Source organism: Sphingobium baderi, assembly GCF_001456115.1.
Taxonomy (GTDB): Bacteria; Pseudomonadota; Alphaproteobacteria; order Sphingomonadales; family Sphingomonadaceae; genus Sphingobium; species Sphingobium baderi_A.
This window is the reverse complement of record NZ_CP013264.1, coordinates 1,792,224-1,806,391: the sequence shown is the minus strand read 5'-3', so window position 1 is coordinate 1,806,391 and position 14,168 is coordinate 1,792,224. Positions and strand designations below refer to the sequence as shown.

Below are 14,168 nucleotides of genomic sequence, written 5' to 3'. Positions count from 1 at the left end.
CTTATCCCCCCATCGCCGGCAGCAATTCCCGCACCACCCGGATCATCGCCGGCAGCATCAGAACGCCGATCATCACAGGCAACATGCATGCAACAAGCGGCACGGACAGCTTGACCGGCAGCTTGTGCGCCTTTTCTTCCGCGCGCATCCGCCGCTTTTCCCGCATTTCGGCGGCATAGACGCGCAGGGTCTGCCCCACGCTTGTGCCTAGCTGGTCCGATTGGATCAGCATGGTCGCAAAGGATCGAATCTCCTCGATCTCATTATCGTCCGCCATGCCGCGCAGGGCATCGGCGCGGCTGCGCCCCGCACGCAGTTCCAGCACGACCTTACCCAGCATCTGCGACACCAAAGGCTGCGAAAGGGCCAGTTCGCGCCCCACTCTGTCAAGCGCGGCCTCCAACCCAAGTCCAGCTTCGACGCATACGAGCATCAGGTCGAGCGCGTCGGGAAAGCCGTTGACGATGGCCTCGCGCCGCCGATCAGCCTTGGCCGCGATCCACAGATTTGGCAGGTATAGCCCGAATACCGCCACACCCACGCCGAAAATATAGAGCTTGAAGATGCTGGGCGGCTCCGCCGACGCAAGGCTGAAGAGAAGCAGCAGCGCCGGAAGTCCCAACGTCAGTATCAGCCGGATCAGGGTGAATATGCGCGGTGCTTCCGGGCTGACATAGCCCGCCGCGATCAACCGCCTGCGAAGCGCCTCGTTCTTCGTATCGGCGAGCGACAGGCCCGCCTTCTCCAGCCGAGCGGCGATGCGGGTCCATTCATTGCTGACCTGCGCCCCACGCAGTGTTACGCTGCCCATGTCCGCCGTCATCCCGCTCAAATTTTCGAGACGGCGGCGCACAGCGACATTGCGGCTGACAATCGTGCTCGCCACCATGACGGCCACTACCACCACGATGAACACGATCCCCAGGATCAGATAGCGCGATGTGAACTGTTCCCCCATGGCGCGCCCTAGACCTTAATGTCGACCATGCGCCGGATCGTGACGAATCCGACGGCATAAAGCATCGCGAGACCGCCGAACCCGATGATGAACATGCGGTCCTGCGCCACGTCCAGATAAAAGCCGGGATTCATCATGAATAGCGCAACGAACGCTAGCACGGGCAATACCGTCAGCATCAACGCCGTCGTCCGACCTTCGGAGCTCAACGCGCGCACCTTCATGAACAGGCTGTGGCGCTCCCGGATAACGCCGGACAGATTTTCGAGAATTTCGGCCAGATTGCCGCCCGTTTCGCTCTGGATCGAAAGCGACACGACAAACATATGCAGGTCGTTCATGCCCCACCTTTCGGCCATGCGTTGCAGGGCATCCCGCAAGTCCGCGCCATAGGTCACTTCGTCCGCGACAATGCCGAATTCGGTGCCGATGGGGTCTTTCATCTCGACGGTCAGCAGGTCCAGCGCCGCCGCGATCGGATGCCCAGCCCGCAAGGCGCGGACGAATGTGTCGAGCGCCACCGGGAATTGGTCCTCCATCTTCTTGTGCCGCCGCTGGTTAAGGCGCGAAATCACCGACAGCGGCAAGCCCGCACCCAGCGCAATCGCAAAGACCAGCGCTAAGAGGATTACACCGCCGGTCAACGCGTAACCGCCCACGCCTGCCAGCAGCATTACCAGCACGAACAGGATAGCCACCGCCAGCGCCATGCCGCTCATCACCAGCTGTGCGGTATAGGGGATGCCCGCGCCATGCAGCATGTGCACCAGTTTCAACGCCATGCGGCCGAACGGACTTTCCGCATCATAGCGCGCGGCCTCATCATCGCGGCGCAGCTTGGACAGCACGACATTGCGCTGCGCGCCACTGGCGATCAGCTTCAACCGTTTGTTGACGGCGCGGCTCGTTCCAACGCGGCTGCGATACCAGCCCGCACCCCCCTCGATGGCTAGCAACACCGCCACGAACAGCAGCACCAGCACCATGATGCGGATGACATAGCTGGGCATCAGTGGATCACCATATCGGGCCGGAACAGTTCGGGCGGCAGATGCAGCCCGCGATCCGCCAGCTCGCCCAGGAAATGCGGCCTGATCCCGGTCGCTTCGAACCGGCCTAGTACCCCGCCATATTCGTCACGGCCCGTCATGCGGAAACGGAAAATCTCCTGCATGGTGATGACTTCCCCTTCCATGCCGGTGATCTCCGACAGGCTGAGCAACCGCCTGCGCCCATCGGCAAGCCGTCCCACCTGCACCACCACATTGATCGCCGAAGCGATCTGCGCGCGGGCGGAGCGGGGCGCAATATCGATTCCGCTCATCCCGATCATCTGTTCCAGGCGCGCCAGCGCATCGCGCGGCGTGTTAGCGTGGACCGTGGTCATCGACCCGTCATGGCCGGTATTCATCGCCTGCAACATGTCAAAGGCTTCACCGGCGCGGACTTCGCCGACGATGATCCGGTCCGGCCGCATACGCAGCGCATTCTTCACCAGATCGCGTTGCGTGACTTCGCCCCGCCCCTCCAGATTGGCGGGCCGCGTTTCAAGGCGCGCCACATGGCGCTGCTGCAACTGAAGCTCTGCGGAATCCTCGATGGTCAGGATGCGTTCATCGGCCGCGATGGACGCGGACATGGCGTTGAGCAGCGTCGTCTTGCCCGATCCCGTGCCGCCGGAAATCAACACGTTGCGCCGCCCCCCGACCACTGCCTGCAACACGTCGGCCACCGCTTCTGGAACACTGCCCAGCGCCACCAGCTTCGCCATGTCGATCGGCACGCGCGCGAATTTGCGGATGGAAAGCAGCGATCCATCCACCGCCAGCGGCGGCACGATGGCATGGACGCGCGACCCGTCCGCCAACCGGGCGTCGACATAAGGCGCCGATTCATCCACCCGACGTCCGATCGCCGACACGATCTTCTGGATGATACGCAGCAGATGCTTCTCATCCTTGAAGCGCACCGGCGTTTCCACAAGCCGCCCGTGCCGTTCCACGAACACCAGGTTATAGCCGTTGACCAATATGTCGTTGACCGTGGCGTCCTTCAGCAGAGGTTCCAGCGGCCCCAGCCCCAGCAGTTCGTCCAATATATCGCCAACCAGCCGCCGCCTTTCCTCCTGGTTGAGTGCATGTTTCTGAAGCGCAAGCTGTTCATAGACGATCTCGCCGATCTCGGCTTCGACCTGCGCGCGCGACATGCTGTCCAGCGCCGACAGGTTGATAAGGTCCAATAACTTCTGATGCAGCGCCACCTTCAGATCGATATGCCGCTGCTCGTCCCGTTCGCGGCGCTGGTCATTGACCTCTTCGGGCGTTTCTGCGCGCTCCGTCTCGACCGGACCGGATTTGTCGATCTTCCACATCAGCCCTGACCCTGCCTGCTCTGCGCTGCCTGCGCGGCGCAATTCTCCACCAGCGCCTGGAAATCCTTGCACACTCGGCTTTTGGCTTTCAGATCCTCGATCAGTACGCCCTGATCCAGCGCCGAATTGACCAGCGGGAAATCATTGGCAATGCTGAATTCGATCGGATGATCCAGCGCTCTTTCCGCTTCCTCCAGCCCGATCGGTCGGAACAGCCGTTTTTCCACGCGATTAGCCACCACATGCAGTTGCTTCGGATTGATGCCCTCATTCCGCAGCAGCGTGATCTGCCGCCGTGCCTGCCGCAGGCTCGCGATGCTGAGTTCCACGACTAGCAACAATATGTCCGACCGCGCGACCAGCGACAGCGACCAGTTGGTCCAGTTGCCTGGCAGGTCCAGATAGACAGCGTCGAACTCCTGCCGGGCCAGTTCGACAACACGATAAATCTGTTCCGGGTCGACAGCCTCAAGCGGCATGATGTCGCTGGGTGCGGTGATGAGGTTCAGTCCCGATGCGGTCTGGAACGTGACGGTCCGCAAAAGTTCGGCATCCACACGATTGCCCGCAGCCAACAAATCGTTGAGTGTCAATGAACTGTCCGCACCCAGATAGGTCGCCGCATTGCCGAACTGCACGTCCAGGTCGATAAGGCAGACGCGTCGTTCTGACGCCGCACCCTTGCGCGCATCCAGGCTGGCCATCTGCGTCAATATGGTGGTGGCACCCACACCCCCCACTGTCTTGATCGACGTGATGAGCTGGCCATGGGCGATCGAACCCTGTCGCTTTTCCAACAATGCCGCCAGATCGCGCAGCACATTGGACAGTTCATCGGCGCGCAGCGGGAGGCTGACTACGTCGGTCACGCCGCCCCGCATCAATTCGCGCATCACGGGCAAAGTCGCATCGCGCACCGCCGCTACGACCGGCAAGTCTGGATGCGACCGACGCAAGCCTCTTAACCGTTCCATCGACACAAAGCTGTCGGGGCGCACCTCCAGCAACAGGGCATGGGCTTGCTCAATCACCGCGGCAGGCAGCGCCGCATCGACGGATTGCATGGTAAGCCGCAACACCTGTCCAGTCCCCTCGCCAGCCGTCAGGTCCGACGAGCGCACTTCTTCCTCCGACAGGATGACGTCGATTCCGTTCCGCCCGCTGTCGAGCGTCCAGATTTCCGGTTCGCCTGCCTTTGTTCCGATGCCCACTGTTCGATGACCTTTCAATGTGACTGATTGCCTCTCGCTATTTTACCGTGATTGACTTCATGACGATGGACATTTCGCAAAATCGCTGCCCTGCCCGTCCTCCATCGTCAGTTCGGCGGCGACAGACGGCATGGGAAAGGTAAATTGATTGAAAAGCGCGATCGGTGTGAAGGGAATACCGTCCTCCGTGATGCTGACCCGCACCAGTGGAGCGACGTCCGGGCCATTGGGATCGCCCGAAAATCCCAGGCCCGAATTGATATAGTCGATCTGCACCGCGCTACTGGGTAGTTCCCCCAATATCCGGCGCATGCATTTCACGATCAGTCCGAACGCCACATTCGCGTTCGCCTGGTTGCTGATGAGCGGTGAAGGGCCGCATTTGCTTCCTTGACATGTGCATGTCGCAGCAGTTCCACTGGATATGCAACGCACGCCACCAAAGTCCGCCATCCCCACTGGCTGGCCTTGCGGAATTCCGCCCTGCGCGGCGAAGCTGTAGTTCGCCAGTGCATTGGGGACCATGTCCGTAACCACGGCATAGCGTGCGCCGAATTGCGTTGCTTTCTCTGCCCGGTTCAAGGTCCACATCCAACGCCCGGCGTCGATGATCCCCAACAGGAATATCAACAGCAACGGCAGCACCATCGCGAATTCCGCGGCCGTTGCCCCCCGCTTGTCGCCGGCAAGGGAAGAAAGCTGTCTCATAACCCCATCACTGCCGACTGCGAACTGGCACTCAGATATAAGGTGCTGCCTGCAAATCCCAGGTCGTTGAAAAGGGAGTTATATTTGAGGCGATGTTCGCCAGAAGTCACAATTGCCACCTTCACCACTGGAATATAGGTCATACCACTATAGATGCCGGAATAGATAGGATTGGAAGGATTGGTGCTGGCTGAATCCACGCAGTCATAGGTCACACTGATGGATTCATCGCTGGTCCAGCCCGCCAGTCGCGATGTGCCGCCTGTGACCTGCCCTGTCCGCACCAGATTGCGCGTATTTGCAACGACGCTGCCTCCCGGCGTATTTTCAGTAGACGCAGAAGAGCAACTATAGTTGGAAAAACCGAGCCGGCCCGCATAGCGGGCGCCATCCCGCACGGCCTTCACCACGACATGTTCGCTCAGGAAATAATTGCCCAGTTCAACAGAACCGAACATCAATATGATGAGCAGTGGCGTCACCAGCGCCATCTCAGCGGCCGCTGTACCGGATTGCTTGTTTAACAGGCCTGTCCACATCGCTGCACCTATTCGATCAGGCGCGGTGTATCGCGCCGTGTGATCTGAGGGGTGCCACCGCCCTGGCCCGTGCCTGATGCCCCAATGAATTCGATATAGATGTCCTGATTATCAGTGATCTTCTCGTTGCAACCGCTACCACTGCTGCACTTCGTTCGGTTCATGCTTGGTTCGACCAGGAAGATATCGGAAAACGCCGCAACGGGGATCGTCTTGCGCCCGTTGATATTGCCTGCGGCCCGGCAATTGACGACCGCTGCCGTCAACCGCCGGCGGTCCATGCCATTGGTGTTGGGCGCTATGCCCGGCGCGCTGCAAACTCCTGGCTGCGGTGAACCATAGGCCGCCCACCCGCTTGCAGACGATGGCTTGGTTCTCAGTCGATTGGCCGAATCCTCCGCTTCCCACAAATAGGTTTGATAGCGGGTTACGTTCGCACCCAACCCTGGCTCGTTCATCCAGTCGAGACCGGGATGGTTGGCACGGAAATATGCACCGCGATCCCATACGCTATTGCCGATCTGGCTTCCGGCACATACCCCCGTATTGCTGACGGCGTGGCATATGTCGCGGGGAAGTCCCATGATTTCTGGCGTGACAGTTGAAGTCAACGGAGCATTAGTCGAAGGCCTATAACGACCGGGACTATTAGTCGAAAGACTTGCTGCCGTTGCGTCGTTCTCCTTCCAGTTGCAGCTATTTGCCTGCCGGACCAGATCCTTGACTTCATTTGTCGAGGGGGAACACGATCCCTGCGGGCAAGTGTTACCATTGCCAACGATGTCGAAACGCCGGTTTAGCGCATCGAACACCGATGTCATCTGCCCCGGTTCTGTTTCGACAGAAACGGATACGCTGGAGCAATCGTCCAACACCGCATTGGCCGACAAAGCTGCTGCCAGATTATTCGCGCCTTGTCCCGCATAAGCCAGGAAGCCAAAATTACCGGGACCCTTCTGATTGCCGCCCTCCAGCATCCGAATGCCGGTCCCCGGCGCGATGGAAACGGGATAGAGCGGATTTATATTGCTTAGCGGCTCATCGGGATTGCAGATGAAGAAAGGCACAACCGCGCAGAGTGCGCCATCGACCCCGGCATAGGCTTTTGCGGATGCATCCCCGTAAAACGCCGCGACGATGGGCGTGAAGGCATAATTGGCACGGCGGGTGCCCACCTTGATCTCCACAAACTTGGCCGTTGCATCATCGGTGGCGGCCGTGGATTTATCCTTTGTCGCATAGAAACGGACATCGCCCGTCGCATCGCAATCCGTTTCGTTGGCGATCGACACGGCCAACCCATTATTGTCATTAGCAAAACGGGTATCATTCCGGATCAAGTCGCGCGCGGCCTGCACCGCCTTTGCACAGGCCCCGCTCCTCCCATTCAACTGGCTCGCGGCCGCCAGCGCGGCCTGATCGGCTGCGCTTTGCAGTTCCGTGTCCATTGCCACCAGCCGCGCATAGTCAAACGCGATTCCACCTGCAGCGATCAAGGCAAAGAGCGACAGCGCAACCGTAGGCGCAACCGCGCCCCCCGTCGCTGCTATCAGCCTTTTGCGCCTGATGGACATGACCTCACCCCAACTTCCTAAAAACCACCTGAACTCGATCCGCCGCTGCTTCCGCCGCCGCCCCCTCCGCCGCTGCCGGAAGTCGTGCGAATGGTGCGGGGCTGCTTCACCTTGTCGGTGCGATAGCGTTCCACCGCCGCCGCCGCGCGCGCGCCGTCGCCACCTTCCATCTCCTGCCCTTCATAAAGCGGGGCCGGGTTTATGACCTGCTGGGCATAGTTGGTGCGGATAGCGCCGCCCATCGTCGGGTCATTGGGCGTGCAGGCCGCCGCCAACGGGATCAGCGCGCAGCAGGCGAATATGGAATAACGCATCACGCTTCCCCCTTCATGGTTCATAACCGCTTTGCGCGTCGGGCTGCGGCGCGGAGGCGGGGCTGGTCACCCTGCCCCTCCCGGCTTCGGGCGGCATGGCGTTGGGATCGAGCGGATTTATCCCCACCGCCTTGTCCGTCCGCCCCATCATGAACAGGTCCAGTTCATGTGGATTGCCCACCCGGTCGGTAGGCAGCCGGACATCTTCCGCCCGCATCGGCTTCACCAGGCGCGGCGTCACCACGATCACCAGTTCCGTCTCCTGCTTCTGGAAGCCGGTGGACCGGAACAGCGTCCCGATGATCGGGATGGAGCCGAGGATGGGCAATTGCCGCACCGTATCCTGAAAATCGTTCCGCAGCAGTCCCGCAATCGCAAAGCTCTGCCCGTCCCGCAGTTCCACCACTGTCTTGGCCCGGCGCGTCAACAGGCCCGGAATGACGAGGCCGTTGATCGTCACCGAAGCGGACGGGTCGATGGAGCTGACCTCCGGCTCCACCACCAGATTGATGATGCCGTCGCTCAACACCGTGGGCGTAAAGCCCAGGCTGACGCCGAAGGGCTTGAATTCGATGGTGATGCCGCCGCCGCCATTATTGTTGCCGCCGCCACCGCCGCCGCCATTGTTGCTGCCCTGGATCACCGGGATCGGGAATTCCCCGCCTGCGAGGAAAGAGGCCGTCTCCCCGGACAATGCTACCAGCGTCGGTTCGGCCAGCGTCTTCACCAGCCCCTTGCGCTCCAGCACGTCCAGCGCGGAAAAAAGGTTGAGGCTGCCGATGGAATAGGCAACCGTGCCCACGCCGAACACATCCTTCAGCCCATCCACCGCGATGGTCGGCACACCATTGTCCTGCGTGCCCAATATGGATTGCCCGGCCAGATTGCCGATGCTGCCCGATGTCTTGTTCCCCAGGAAGCTGTGGTTGAAGCCCAGTTGCTTCGCCGCGCCCCGGTTCACCTCCGAAAAGCGTACCTCCAGCATCACCTGCTGCGAAGCACCCACGGTCAACATGTTGACGACCTTGTCCTCGCCACCCGCATAGGTCTTGGCAATTTCCGTCGCGCGTCCGATCGTTGCCGCGCTCGAGGCCGTGCCCGTCAGCACCACCGCGTCATTGGAAATGCGCGCGCTGATTGGCTCACCCGGCATCAGTTCACCCAATTGCCGCTTCAGCGTCACCACATCCGGGCCGACCGCCACGTCCACCACCGCGATCAGCATGTTGCGGCTGTCATACAGCGTCAGACTGGTTGTCCCTACCTTCTTGCCCAGCACATAGAGCGAGCGATTGGTCATCGGCAGAATGTCAGCGATCTCGTCGCTGCCTACCAGCGCCTTGGCGAAGGGGCGGTCGACGGTCAGGACCTGACTCTTGTTGAGCGGCACGTCGAGTTGCCCGGCATGCATCGCATCGCTGCTCCGTACCCCTGCGGCAAGCTGCGCCTGCGCGTTCGCGACCGGCACGCCGCCGATCATCGCGAGCGCGAAGGCACCCCCCAGTGCCAGCCGCATATGCGCCCCCTTATCTACCATAGCGCTTCACCTCATAAGAACTGCCCTTGATCCCCCGCACGATTTCGACCGTCGCGGTGGACTTGAGCTTGGGCGTCGCCGCCGTAACCGCACGGGCGGCAGGCCGATAGCGCGGCGCGCTGGGCATGAACCCGTCGGGAAGCCCAGCATAGGCCGGCGCAACCCCACGATAACCGCCGACATAGGCACCGTCGCGCAGATCCTCCACGCCCACGGTCTGCACCATGTCATTGGGCTTGTCGGACACGTTACGCAGCACCAGCGTCAATTGGCCCACATTCTGCGCCAGCGCGAGCTTCTGCGAATCCACCTGGCTGGTTTCCAGCGTCGCCGTTTTGCCGACCGTCGGGTCCTTCGTGTTGTCGTTGGCGTTCTGGTCGATGGCGATCACGCGCACGCCCTGCAACAGCACGTCGGTGATCTGCTGCGACTGGCCGCCCGCTTCATTCTGTTCCTGCCGCGTGACCAGCACGTCGACCATGTCGCCCGGCAGCACGAAGCCGCCCGCAGCCGCGACGTCGCTCACGCGCACGGCGGTGGCGCGCATGTCCGCGCGCAACAGCCCCGCCATGGAAGCGCGACCGCCCTCGCCGGACAATTTGCTGGGCAATATGGGTTCGTTCGCCTCGATCGCGCGAATGACGATGCGCTGCTTGCCCGCGGAGGTCAGTTGCAGCGGCGAATGGAAGGTGCCCGCAGGCAAAGCGCCGCGCGGCCAGTCGACCACGCGGATATTCTCATTGGTGATGGGGGTGCCATAAGGCAGCGCGATCCGCGCGACGATGACTTTCGCCATGCCTTCAGGCACTTGCGCCTGCTGCTGCTCCTTCTTGAGGAGGAAGGTGTTAGCGATATAGACCGCCGCAAGGCCCAGCAGAATTGCGAAGACCAGAATGATTAAAGATCGGCGCTGCCCCACGGCTTGTTCCCCCAAAGCCATCAAAAGCAATGAACTGCCGATGCAAAGACATCGGCAGTTCAGATATTAAATCAAGCGTTCGGATCGACGGGGGCAGCCGGACAAGTTCCCTGCCCCGCACCCTCATTAATACAATCCGTCGCTTTCGTCATTGCACCAGAAATTGCTCCACCCAGTGTTGCCGCAGCAACAGCAATACCCGTGCCCACAATCGCCAGGATCAGCGCATATTCCGCTGCCGAAGCGCCGCCCTCATCTTTCCACAGATTCTTGAAGATCGTCATGTCTAGTCACCCCGATTACTAAACCGGACTATCCGGCTTTCCCACTGACTTGCGCGGCGGGGCCTTTTACCTTGCGACCCCGGCGTCGACTTTTCGACGACTGCCAGGCATTGGCATTTCCGCGAAGACGAGAACAAATAGCGCCCCGATGCCCCGAATAGTCAATACACCTTTTTTTAACACTTTTTTTCAATGTGTTACGCCAATATTTTGTTAACCATGCCGCTCTCAGAAATAGTTAACGCAAGAATTTACACCGAATCAATATACTATAACTTTAGATATATAACAGTATAAATCGTAGTTAATACTGGCTATCACTAAGAGTTTCCATGTCCAGGATAGTGACGTCAAAATACTCCGTCACGCAATGAGAAATTGGTTAACAGCGTGAAATATGTGGAAAAAGAAGGCAGTGATACCATCTGCGAACCCTTGCGCTGAATGACGGTTTTGGGTGGGAGTGGACGATCCGCTTCCCCCCCCGTGGGTGCGAGCGTCCGCAACCTCTCCTCGCGTTCCGCCTTTCAGGCAGGCAGGCGGTGTCGGAACGTCAGGTTCACCCGCTCCGACAAGAGCAGATAGGGTAGCCAGATCGCCGCGCTGATGAGCACTTTCTTGAGATTGCCGGATAGCAATTCGACCATTGCATCCTGGACATCATGGGGCATGGCCCCCATCAGCGCCGCCCCTTTGGCAATGCCGATCTGCGCCAGAAGGTCCACGCCCCAGACCAGCAACAGGAAGCGGGGGAACAGGGGATGCATCCGCAGCGCCATGGCGAAAGCGAACAGATACAGGCTGCTGATGATGGCGCAATCGGCCAGCATCAGCATGTAGATGCCCGTGAACCAATGCGGCGCATGGCTGCCCAGCGCGGGCATAGCGGTCAGGAACTCGGTCGTGCGGATCGGGACATTGATGAGCAACCCGATCAGCAGCGACGCCATCAGGCCGAACAACCCATGATGCGACATGTCGCGCGCCGTCAAGCAATCGACGCGCCGCCAGCATCCGACCTGAGCCAGCCGGATGGAGGGCTGGTCGAACAGCGCCCCGCGCGGAAACAACCGCAACCCCCATGCCAATGCGACCAGAGGCAATCCCACGACCACCAGATATGGCAGGAAAGCAGCCGCCGTGGCTACCGCCCCGTGTCTCAGCGGCGTCGCAGGGAAAGCGATGCGGATGCCGCACATCAAGGCGGCGACGACAACCCATCCGGTCACGATGCCGCACATGTTCAATTCGATCATGTTCACAGCCGCAACACTTTTGGCATACAGGGTTCGACCCAATGCGAACCACCCCGTCTTCATCATCTGCCAATTGCCTTGCATGCGCGCATCATCATCACAAGTTGGTTAACAAACAGCAAACGCACAAGGCCGCAATTGGTTCATAAGAACATGAAATCCACACCGTCAGCACATGTTAAAGAGCCATATCAACTGCGCTCCTGCATAACGGATCGAAAAACGATACTGCATATGTCAATCGCGATATATGAATATTGATATTCAGTCTTTATTTGACTTCGAAATCCGTCTCTGCCCAGGTCATATTAATCCTTCGCTGCTGGGATCTGCGTCAATCTTTCAACGATGCGCTCCATTCGCTTGCTTCGATCGCTATTCTTTCCCGTTGTCCTGCGGAAGCTGTCCAATGCATATTCCGCCGTGGATCTCGCGATATCGATCCGCTCGCGCGAAATATAGAAATCGATGATATTTTCCAATGCCAGCTGTGTATTCTGGTCATCTTCGCCACGTGTTCGAAGATAGGCTTCGAATATCTGGCGGAATAATCGCTCCGCTTCCGCATCGTGATGAAGCGCATCCAGATGCAACGCCAGATCATTTTCCGAAATCAAGGTGCGGGGATCATCCCCGCCAAATAATTCCTCCGCGATAGACAAGGCTTTGCGCGCTTGCTCGACGCCTTCGGCGCTGCCGCCCGCCTCATAGGCCCTTTGCGCGGATGCTGTGAGGGATCTCCATTCCTGTTCCCGCGCTTCCGTGACATCGGGGATATACGGGGTTTGTGCTTCCGCGGACAGCGGCAACCCCACGAGCAGCAATATCCCAAAACCAATCGATCTTGCCCGGCCATAAATTGACATAGCCCCTCCGCTCTTTTCCCATGCAGCCCCGGACGGAATCACCGACCGCCCGTTGTCGTCAGCGCCTTCAATATCCGCGACAGCCGTCGGGAATAAAGGGAAATGGGTGGAAAGGACGACCGCTGGTCCGACGATTTGTTGGCTGCGCGACTTGTGCTGGCGCAGGATCGCCCTCGCCGCGATCCCGGCTGCCCGGATGGTGGGGATTGGCTTGCCAAGGTGTCGGAATGCTGGAAATGAACTTATCAGCTTGGAGGTCGATCTTGCGGATGACCGCTTTGCCGATCTGAAAAAGACGGGTGCCGTCGGATGCCGCCCCCGCATCGGCGGGAAGTCGACTGTACGCACGAGCTCGCCGCTGTTGGAATGGAGGGCGTTCACCTTGTCGGCGCGAACCAGATATAGCGCCCGTCGAAGCTGAGACCATGGACAGTGTCGATGCCGGGCAAGGGACCGTATTCACGAGTGATTTCTGCGGCCGATATTTTCATGTTTGCACTCCTATCATCATTTGCGTCGACAGGAGCTAACCAAACGTCAGCGCGACCGGGCGTAACAAGCTTGTCGGGAAACCCGGCATCTGCCGTGCCATCCAGCGACAGGCACGGCCGCGTTCCAGGGAGTCGACCTTGCCGGCGGTCGCCAGTAAATCCGGCTCGAGTTCCTCGGAGTGGAGCATGACGATCTCCATGGCAGCAGACAAGCCGAGCGGTCCGACCCGTTGGATCACGCTGTCGGCCACACCGAGCCTGATGGCCATGGCGTTGGTCTCGGCGTTCGACGCCCCGCCGCTTGCCTTGTGCGCGGCGAGACGAACGTTCCTGCCTATCGACGGCATGACTGTCATGTACCTCTTGATGAGCCTCGTTCATCTGTCGCCCTTGGCTGAATCTGGCTGGCCGCGATTGTCGATCATGAAAGGAGAAGGACCATGACCCACGAGATCGTTCCGCGCGAGGACTGGTTGAGCGCGCACAAGGCACTGTTCGAGAAGGAACGCGCCATGACCCACGCCGCCCTCGATACACCACGTGCCAAGCGTCGAGCGCTGCCTTGGGTGCGGGTGGACAAGGACTATCTCTTCGAGAGACCAGATGGCGCGTGCACCTTGGCCGATCTGTTCGACGGTCACAGCCAGCTCGCCATCTATCCCTTCATGCTGACACCAAGCTCCGAGCATCTCAGCCCCGGCTGCTCCTACACAATGGATCATGCCAATGCCGCCCGGCGGCATTTCGAGCATGCTGACCTCGCCTTCGCCGCCCCCGCTCCCATCGAGTGGATCGAGGTGGTCAGGGCGAGAATGGGCTGGACCTTCCCTTGGGTGTCATCGGGCCCTTGGGTGTCATCGGGTGAAGGCGATTTCAACCACGATTTCGGCGTATCGTTCACCAGGAGGATCGCGAGACGGCCCGCGCCTTCTACAATTACGGGCTGAAGAGACAGCGCAGCGCGGACATGTTCGGGCCAAGCCTGTTCGTGAAGGATGAGGCGGGCGCCATATTCCACAGCTACTCGCCCCATCATCGCAGGACAGAGCTGCTGATGGGCGCGATGAACTGGCCCGACAACAAACATGCTTAAAATCAGATACTTATTATAATTTTAGGCCGAGCCGGAATCGAACCTAA

At 59.9% G+C, this 14,168-nt stretch carries 14 protein-coding genes and 1 pseudogene; 1 reads left to right on the top strand and 14 read right to left on the bottom strand.

The window, feature by feature from the left end; translation table 11 throughout:
- Position 1: 1 nt before the first annotated feature.
- From ATN00_RS09050 to ATN00_RS23380, 14 genes are all read right to left on the bottom strand, one after another.
- A complete protein-coding gene (locus ATN00_RS09050) occupies positions 2 to 958 on the bottom strand; it encodes a type II secretion system F family protein (protein WP_062064086.1) in 957 nt (318 codons plus the stop codon).
- Between the two features lie 8 nt (positions 959 to 966).
- The gene (locus ATN00_RS09045) at positions 967 to 1,968 is read right to left on the bottom strand and encodes a type II secretion system F family protein (RefSeq protein WP_231746431.1); all 1,002 of its coding nucleotides are present in this window, start codon (positions 1,966 to 1,968) and stop codon (positions 967 to 969) included.
- The gene (locus tag ATN00_RS09040) at positions 1,968 to 3,329 is read right to left on the bottom strand and encodes a TadA family conjugal transfer-associated ATPase (RefSeq protein WP_062064082.1); all 1,362 of its coding nucleotides are present in this window, start codon (positions 3,327 to 3,329) and stop codon (positions 1,968 to 1,970) included. The genes ATN00_RS09045 and ATN00_RS09040 overlap by 1 nt, the downstream gene beginning before the upstream one ends.
- Entirely contained in the window at positions 3,329 to 4,540 is a 1,212-nt protein-coding gene (locus ATN00_RS09035; RefSeq protein ID WP_082635146.1) for a CpaE/TadZ family protein, read from the bottom strand. The genes ATN00_RS09040 and ATN00_RS09035 overlap by 1 nt, the downstream gene beginning before the upstream one ends.
- Positions 4,541 to 4,597: 57 nt before the next feature.
- Positions 4,598 to 5,248 carry a TadE/TadG family type IV pilus assembly protein gene (locus tag ATN00_RS09030; RefSeq protein WP_062064079.1) on the bottom strand — a complete coding sequence of 217 codons (651 nt, stop codon included), beginning with the start codon at positions 5,246 to 5,248 and terminating at the stop codon, positions 4,598 to 4,600.
- Positions 5,245 to 5,787, bottom strand: a complete 543-nt coding sequence (locus ATN00_RS09025) for a TadE/TadG family type IV pilus assembly protein (protein WP_062064077.1) — start codon at positions 5,785 to 5,787, stop codon at positions 5,245 to 5,247. The genes ATN00_RS09030 and ATN00_RS09025 overlap by 4 nt, the downstream gene beginning before the upstream one ends.
- An 8-nt stretch (positions 5,788 to 5,795) precedes the next feature.
- Positions 5,796 to 7,361 (bottom strand): pilus assembly protein TadG-related protein, encoded by a 1,566-nt coding sequence (locus ATN00_RS09020; RefSeq protein WP_062064075.1) that lies wholly within the window; start codon positions 7,359 to 7,361, stop codon positions 5,796 to 5,798.
- Positions 7,362 to 7,378: 17 nt separating this feature from the next.
- Positions 7,379 to 7,675: a hypothetical protein gene (locus ATN00_RS09015; RefSeq protein ID WP_062064073.1), complete on the bottom strand. Its 297-nt coding sequence runs from the start codon at positions 7,673 to 7,675 to the stop codon at positions 7,379 to 7,381.
- 13 nt (positions 7,676 to 7,688) lie between these two features.
- On the bottom strand, positions 7,689 to 9,191 hold the full coding sequence (locus tag ATN00_RS09010; RefSeq protein ID WP_082635145.1) for a type II and III secretion system protein family protein: 1,503 nt from the start codon (positions 9,189 to 9,191) through the stop codon (positions 7,689 to 7,691).
- A 10-nt stretch (positions 9,192 to 9,201) separates the two neighbouring features.
- On the bottom strand, positions 9,202 to 10,152 hold the full coding sequence (gene cpaB, locus ATN00_RS09005) for a Flp pilus assembly protein CpaB (RefSeq protein WP_082635144.1): 951 nt from the start codon (positions 10,150 to 10,152) through the stop codon (positions 9,202 to 9,204).
- A 50-nt stretch (positions 10,153 to 10,202) separates the two neighbouring features.
- Positions 10,203 to 10,415, bottom strand: a complete 213-nt coding sequence (locus ATN00_RS22840) for a Flp family type IVb pilin (protein ID WP_082635143.1) — start codon at positions 10,413 to 10,415, stop codon at positions 10,203 to 10,205.
- Between the two features lie 527 nt (positions 10,416 to 10,942).
- On the bottom strand, positions 10,943 to 11,671 hold the full coding sequence (locus ATN00_RS09000) for a DUF2569 family protein (RefSeq protein ID WP_231746430.1): 729 nt from the start codon (positions 11,669 to 11,671) through the stop codon (positions 10,943 to 10,945).
- Positions 11,672 to 11,979: 308 nt separating this feature from the next.
- The gene (locus ATN00_RS23385) at positions 11,980 to 12,885 is read right to left on the bottom strand and encodes a tetratricopeptide repeat protein (protein WP_156415249.1); all 906 of its coding nucleotides are present in this window, start codon (positions 12,883 to 12,885) and stop codon (positions 11,980 to 11,982) included.
- A 178-nt stretch (positions 12,886 to 13,063) separates the two neighbouring features.
- Positions 13,064 to 13,384, bottom strand: coding sequence for a hypothetical protein (locus ATN00_RS23380; RefSeq protein ID WP_062064070.1), 321 nt, complete (start codon positions 13,382 to 13,384; stop codon positions 13,064 to 13,066).
- 84 nt (positions 13,385 to 13,468) lie between these two features.
- Between ATN00_RS23380 and ATN00_RS08985 the strand changes: the two are divergent.
- A pseudogene (locus ATN00_RS08985) lies at positions 13,469 to 14,121 on the top strand (DUF899 family protein).
- The last annotated feature ends 47 nt before the right edge of the window (positions 14,122 to 14,168 follow it).

What these genes read in the sequence shown, in the direction of transcription:
- ATN00_RS09050 (WP_062064086.1), bottom strand. Translation starts at nt 958, where the DNA reads ATGGGGGAACAGTTCACATCGCGCTATCTGATCCTGGGGATCGTGTTC.
- ATN00_RS09045 (WP_231746431.1), bottom strand. Translation starts at nt 1,968, where the DNA reads ATGCCCAGCTATGTCATCCGCATCATGGTGCTGGTGCTGCTGTTCGTG.
- ATN00_RS09040 (WP_062064082.1), bottom strand. Translation starts at nt 3,329, where the DNA reads ATGTGGAAGATCGACAAATCCGGTCCGGTCGAGACGGAGCGCGCAGAA.
- ATN00_RS09030 (WP_062064079.1), bottom strand. Translation starts at nt 5,248, where the DNA reads ATGAGACAGCTTTCTTCCCTTGCCGGCGACAAGCGGGGGGCAACGGCC.
- ATN00_RS09025 (WP_062064077.1), bottom strand. Translation starts at nt 5,787, where the DNA reads ATGTGGACAGGCCTGTTAAACAAGCAATCCGGTACAGCGGCCGCTGAG.
- ATN00_RS09020 (WP_062064075.1), bottom strand. Translation starts at nt 7,361, where the DNA reads ATGTCCATCAGGCGCAAAAGGCTGATAGCAGCGACGGGGGGCGCGGTT.
- ATN00_RS09015 (WP_062064073.1), bottom strand. Translation starts at nt 7,675, where the DNA reads ATGCGTTATTCCATATTCGCCTGCTGCGCGCTGATCCCGTTGGCGGCG.
- ATN00_RS09010 (WP_082635145.1), bottom strand. Translation starts at nt 9,191, where the DNA reads ATGCGGCTGGCACTGGGGGGTGCCTTCGCGCTCGCGATGATCGGCGGC.
- cpaB (WP_082635144.1), bottom strand. Translation starts at nt 10,152, where the DNA reads ATGGCTTTGGGGGAACAAGCCGTGGGGCAGCGCCGATCTTTAATCATT.
- ATN00_RS22840 (WP_082635143.1), bottom strand. Translation starts at nt 10,415, where the DNA reads ATGACGATCTTCAAGAATCTGTGGAAAGATGAGGGCGGCGCTTCGGCA.
- ATN00_RS09000 (WP_231746430.1), bottom strand. Translation starts at nt 11,671, where the DNA reads ATGATCGAATTGAACATGTGCGGCATCGTGACCGGATGGGTTGTCGTC.
- ATN00_RS23380 (WP_062064070.1), bottom strand. Translation starts at nt 13,384, where the DNA reads ATGACAGTCATGCCGTCGATAGGCAGGAACGTTCGTCTCGCCGCGCAC.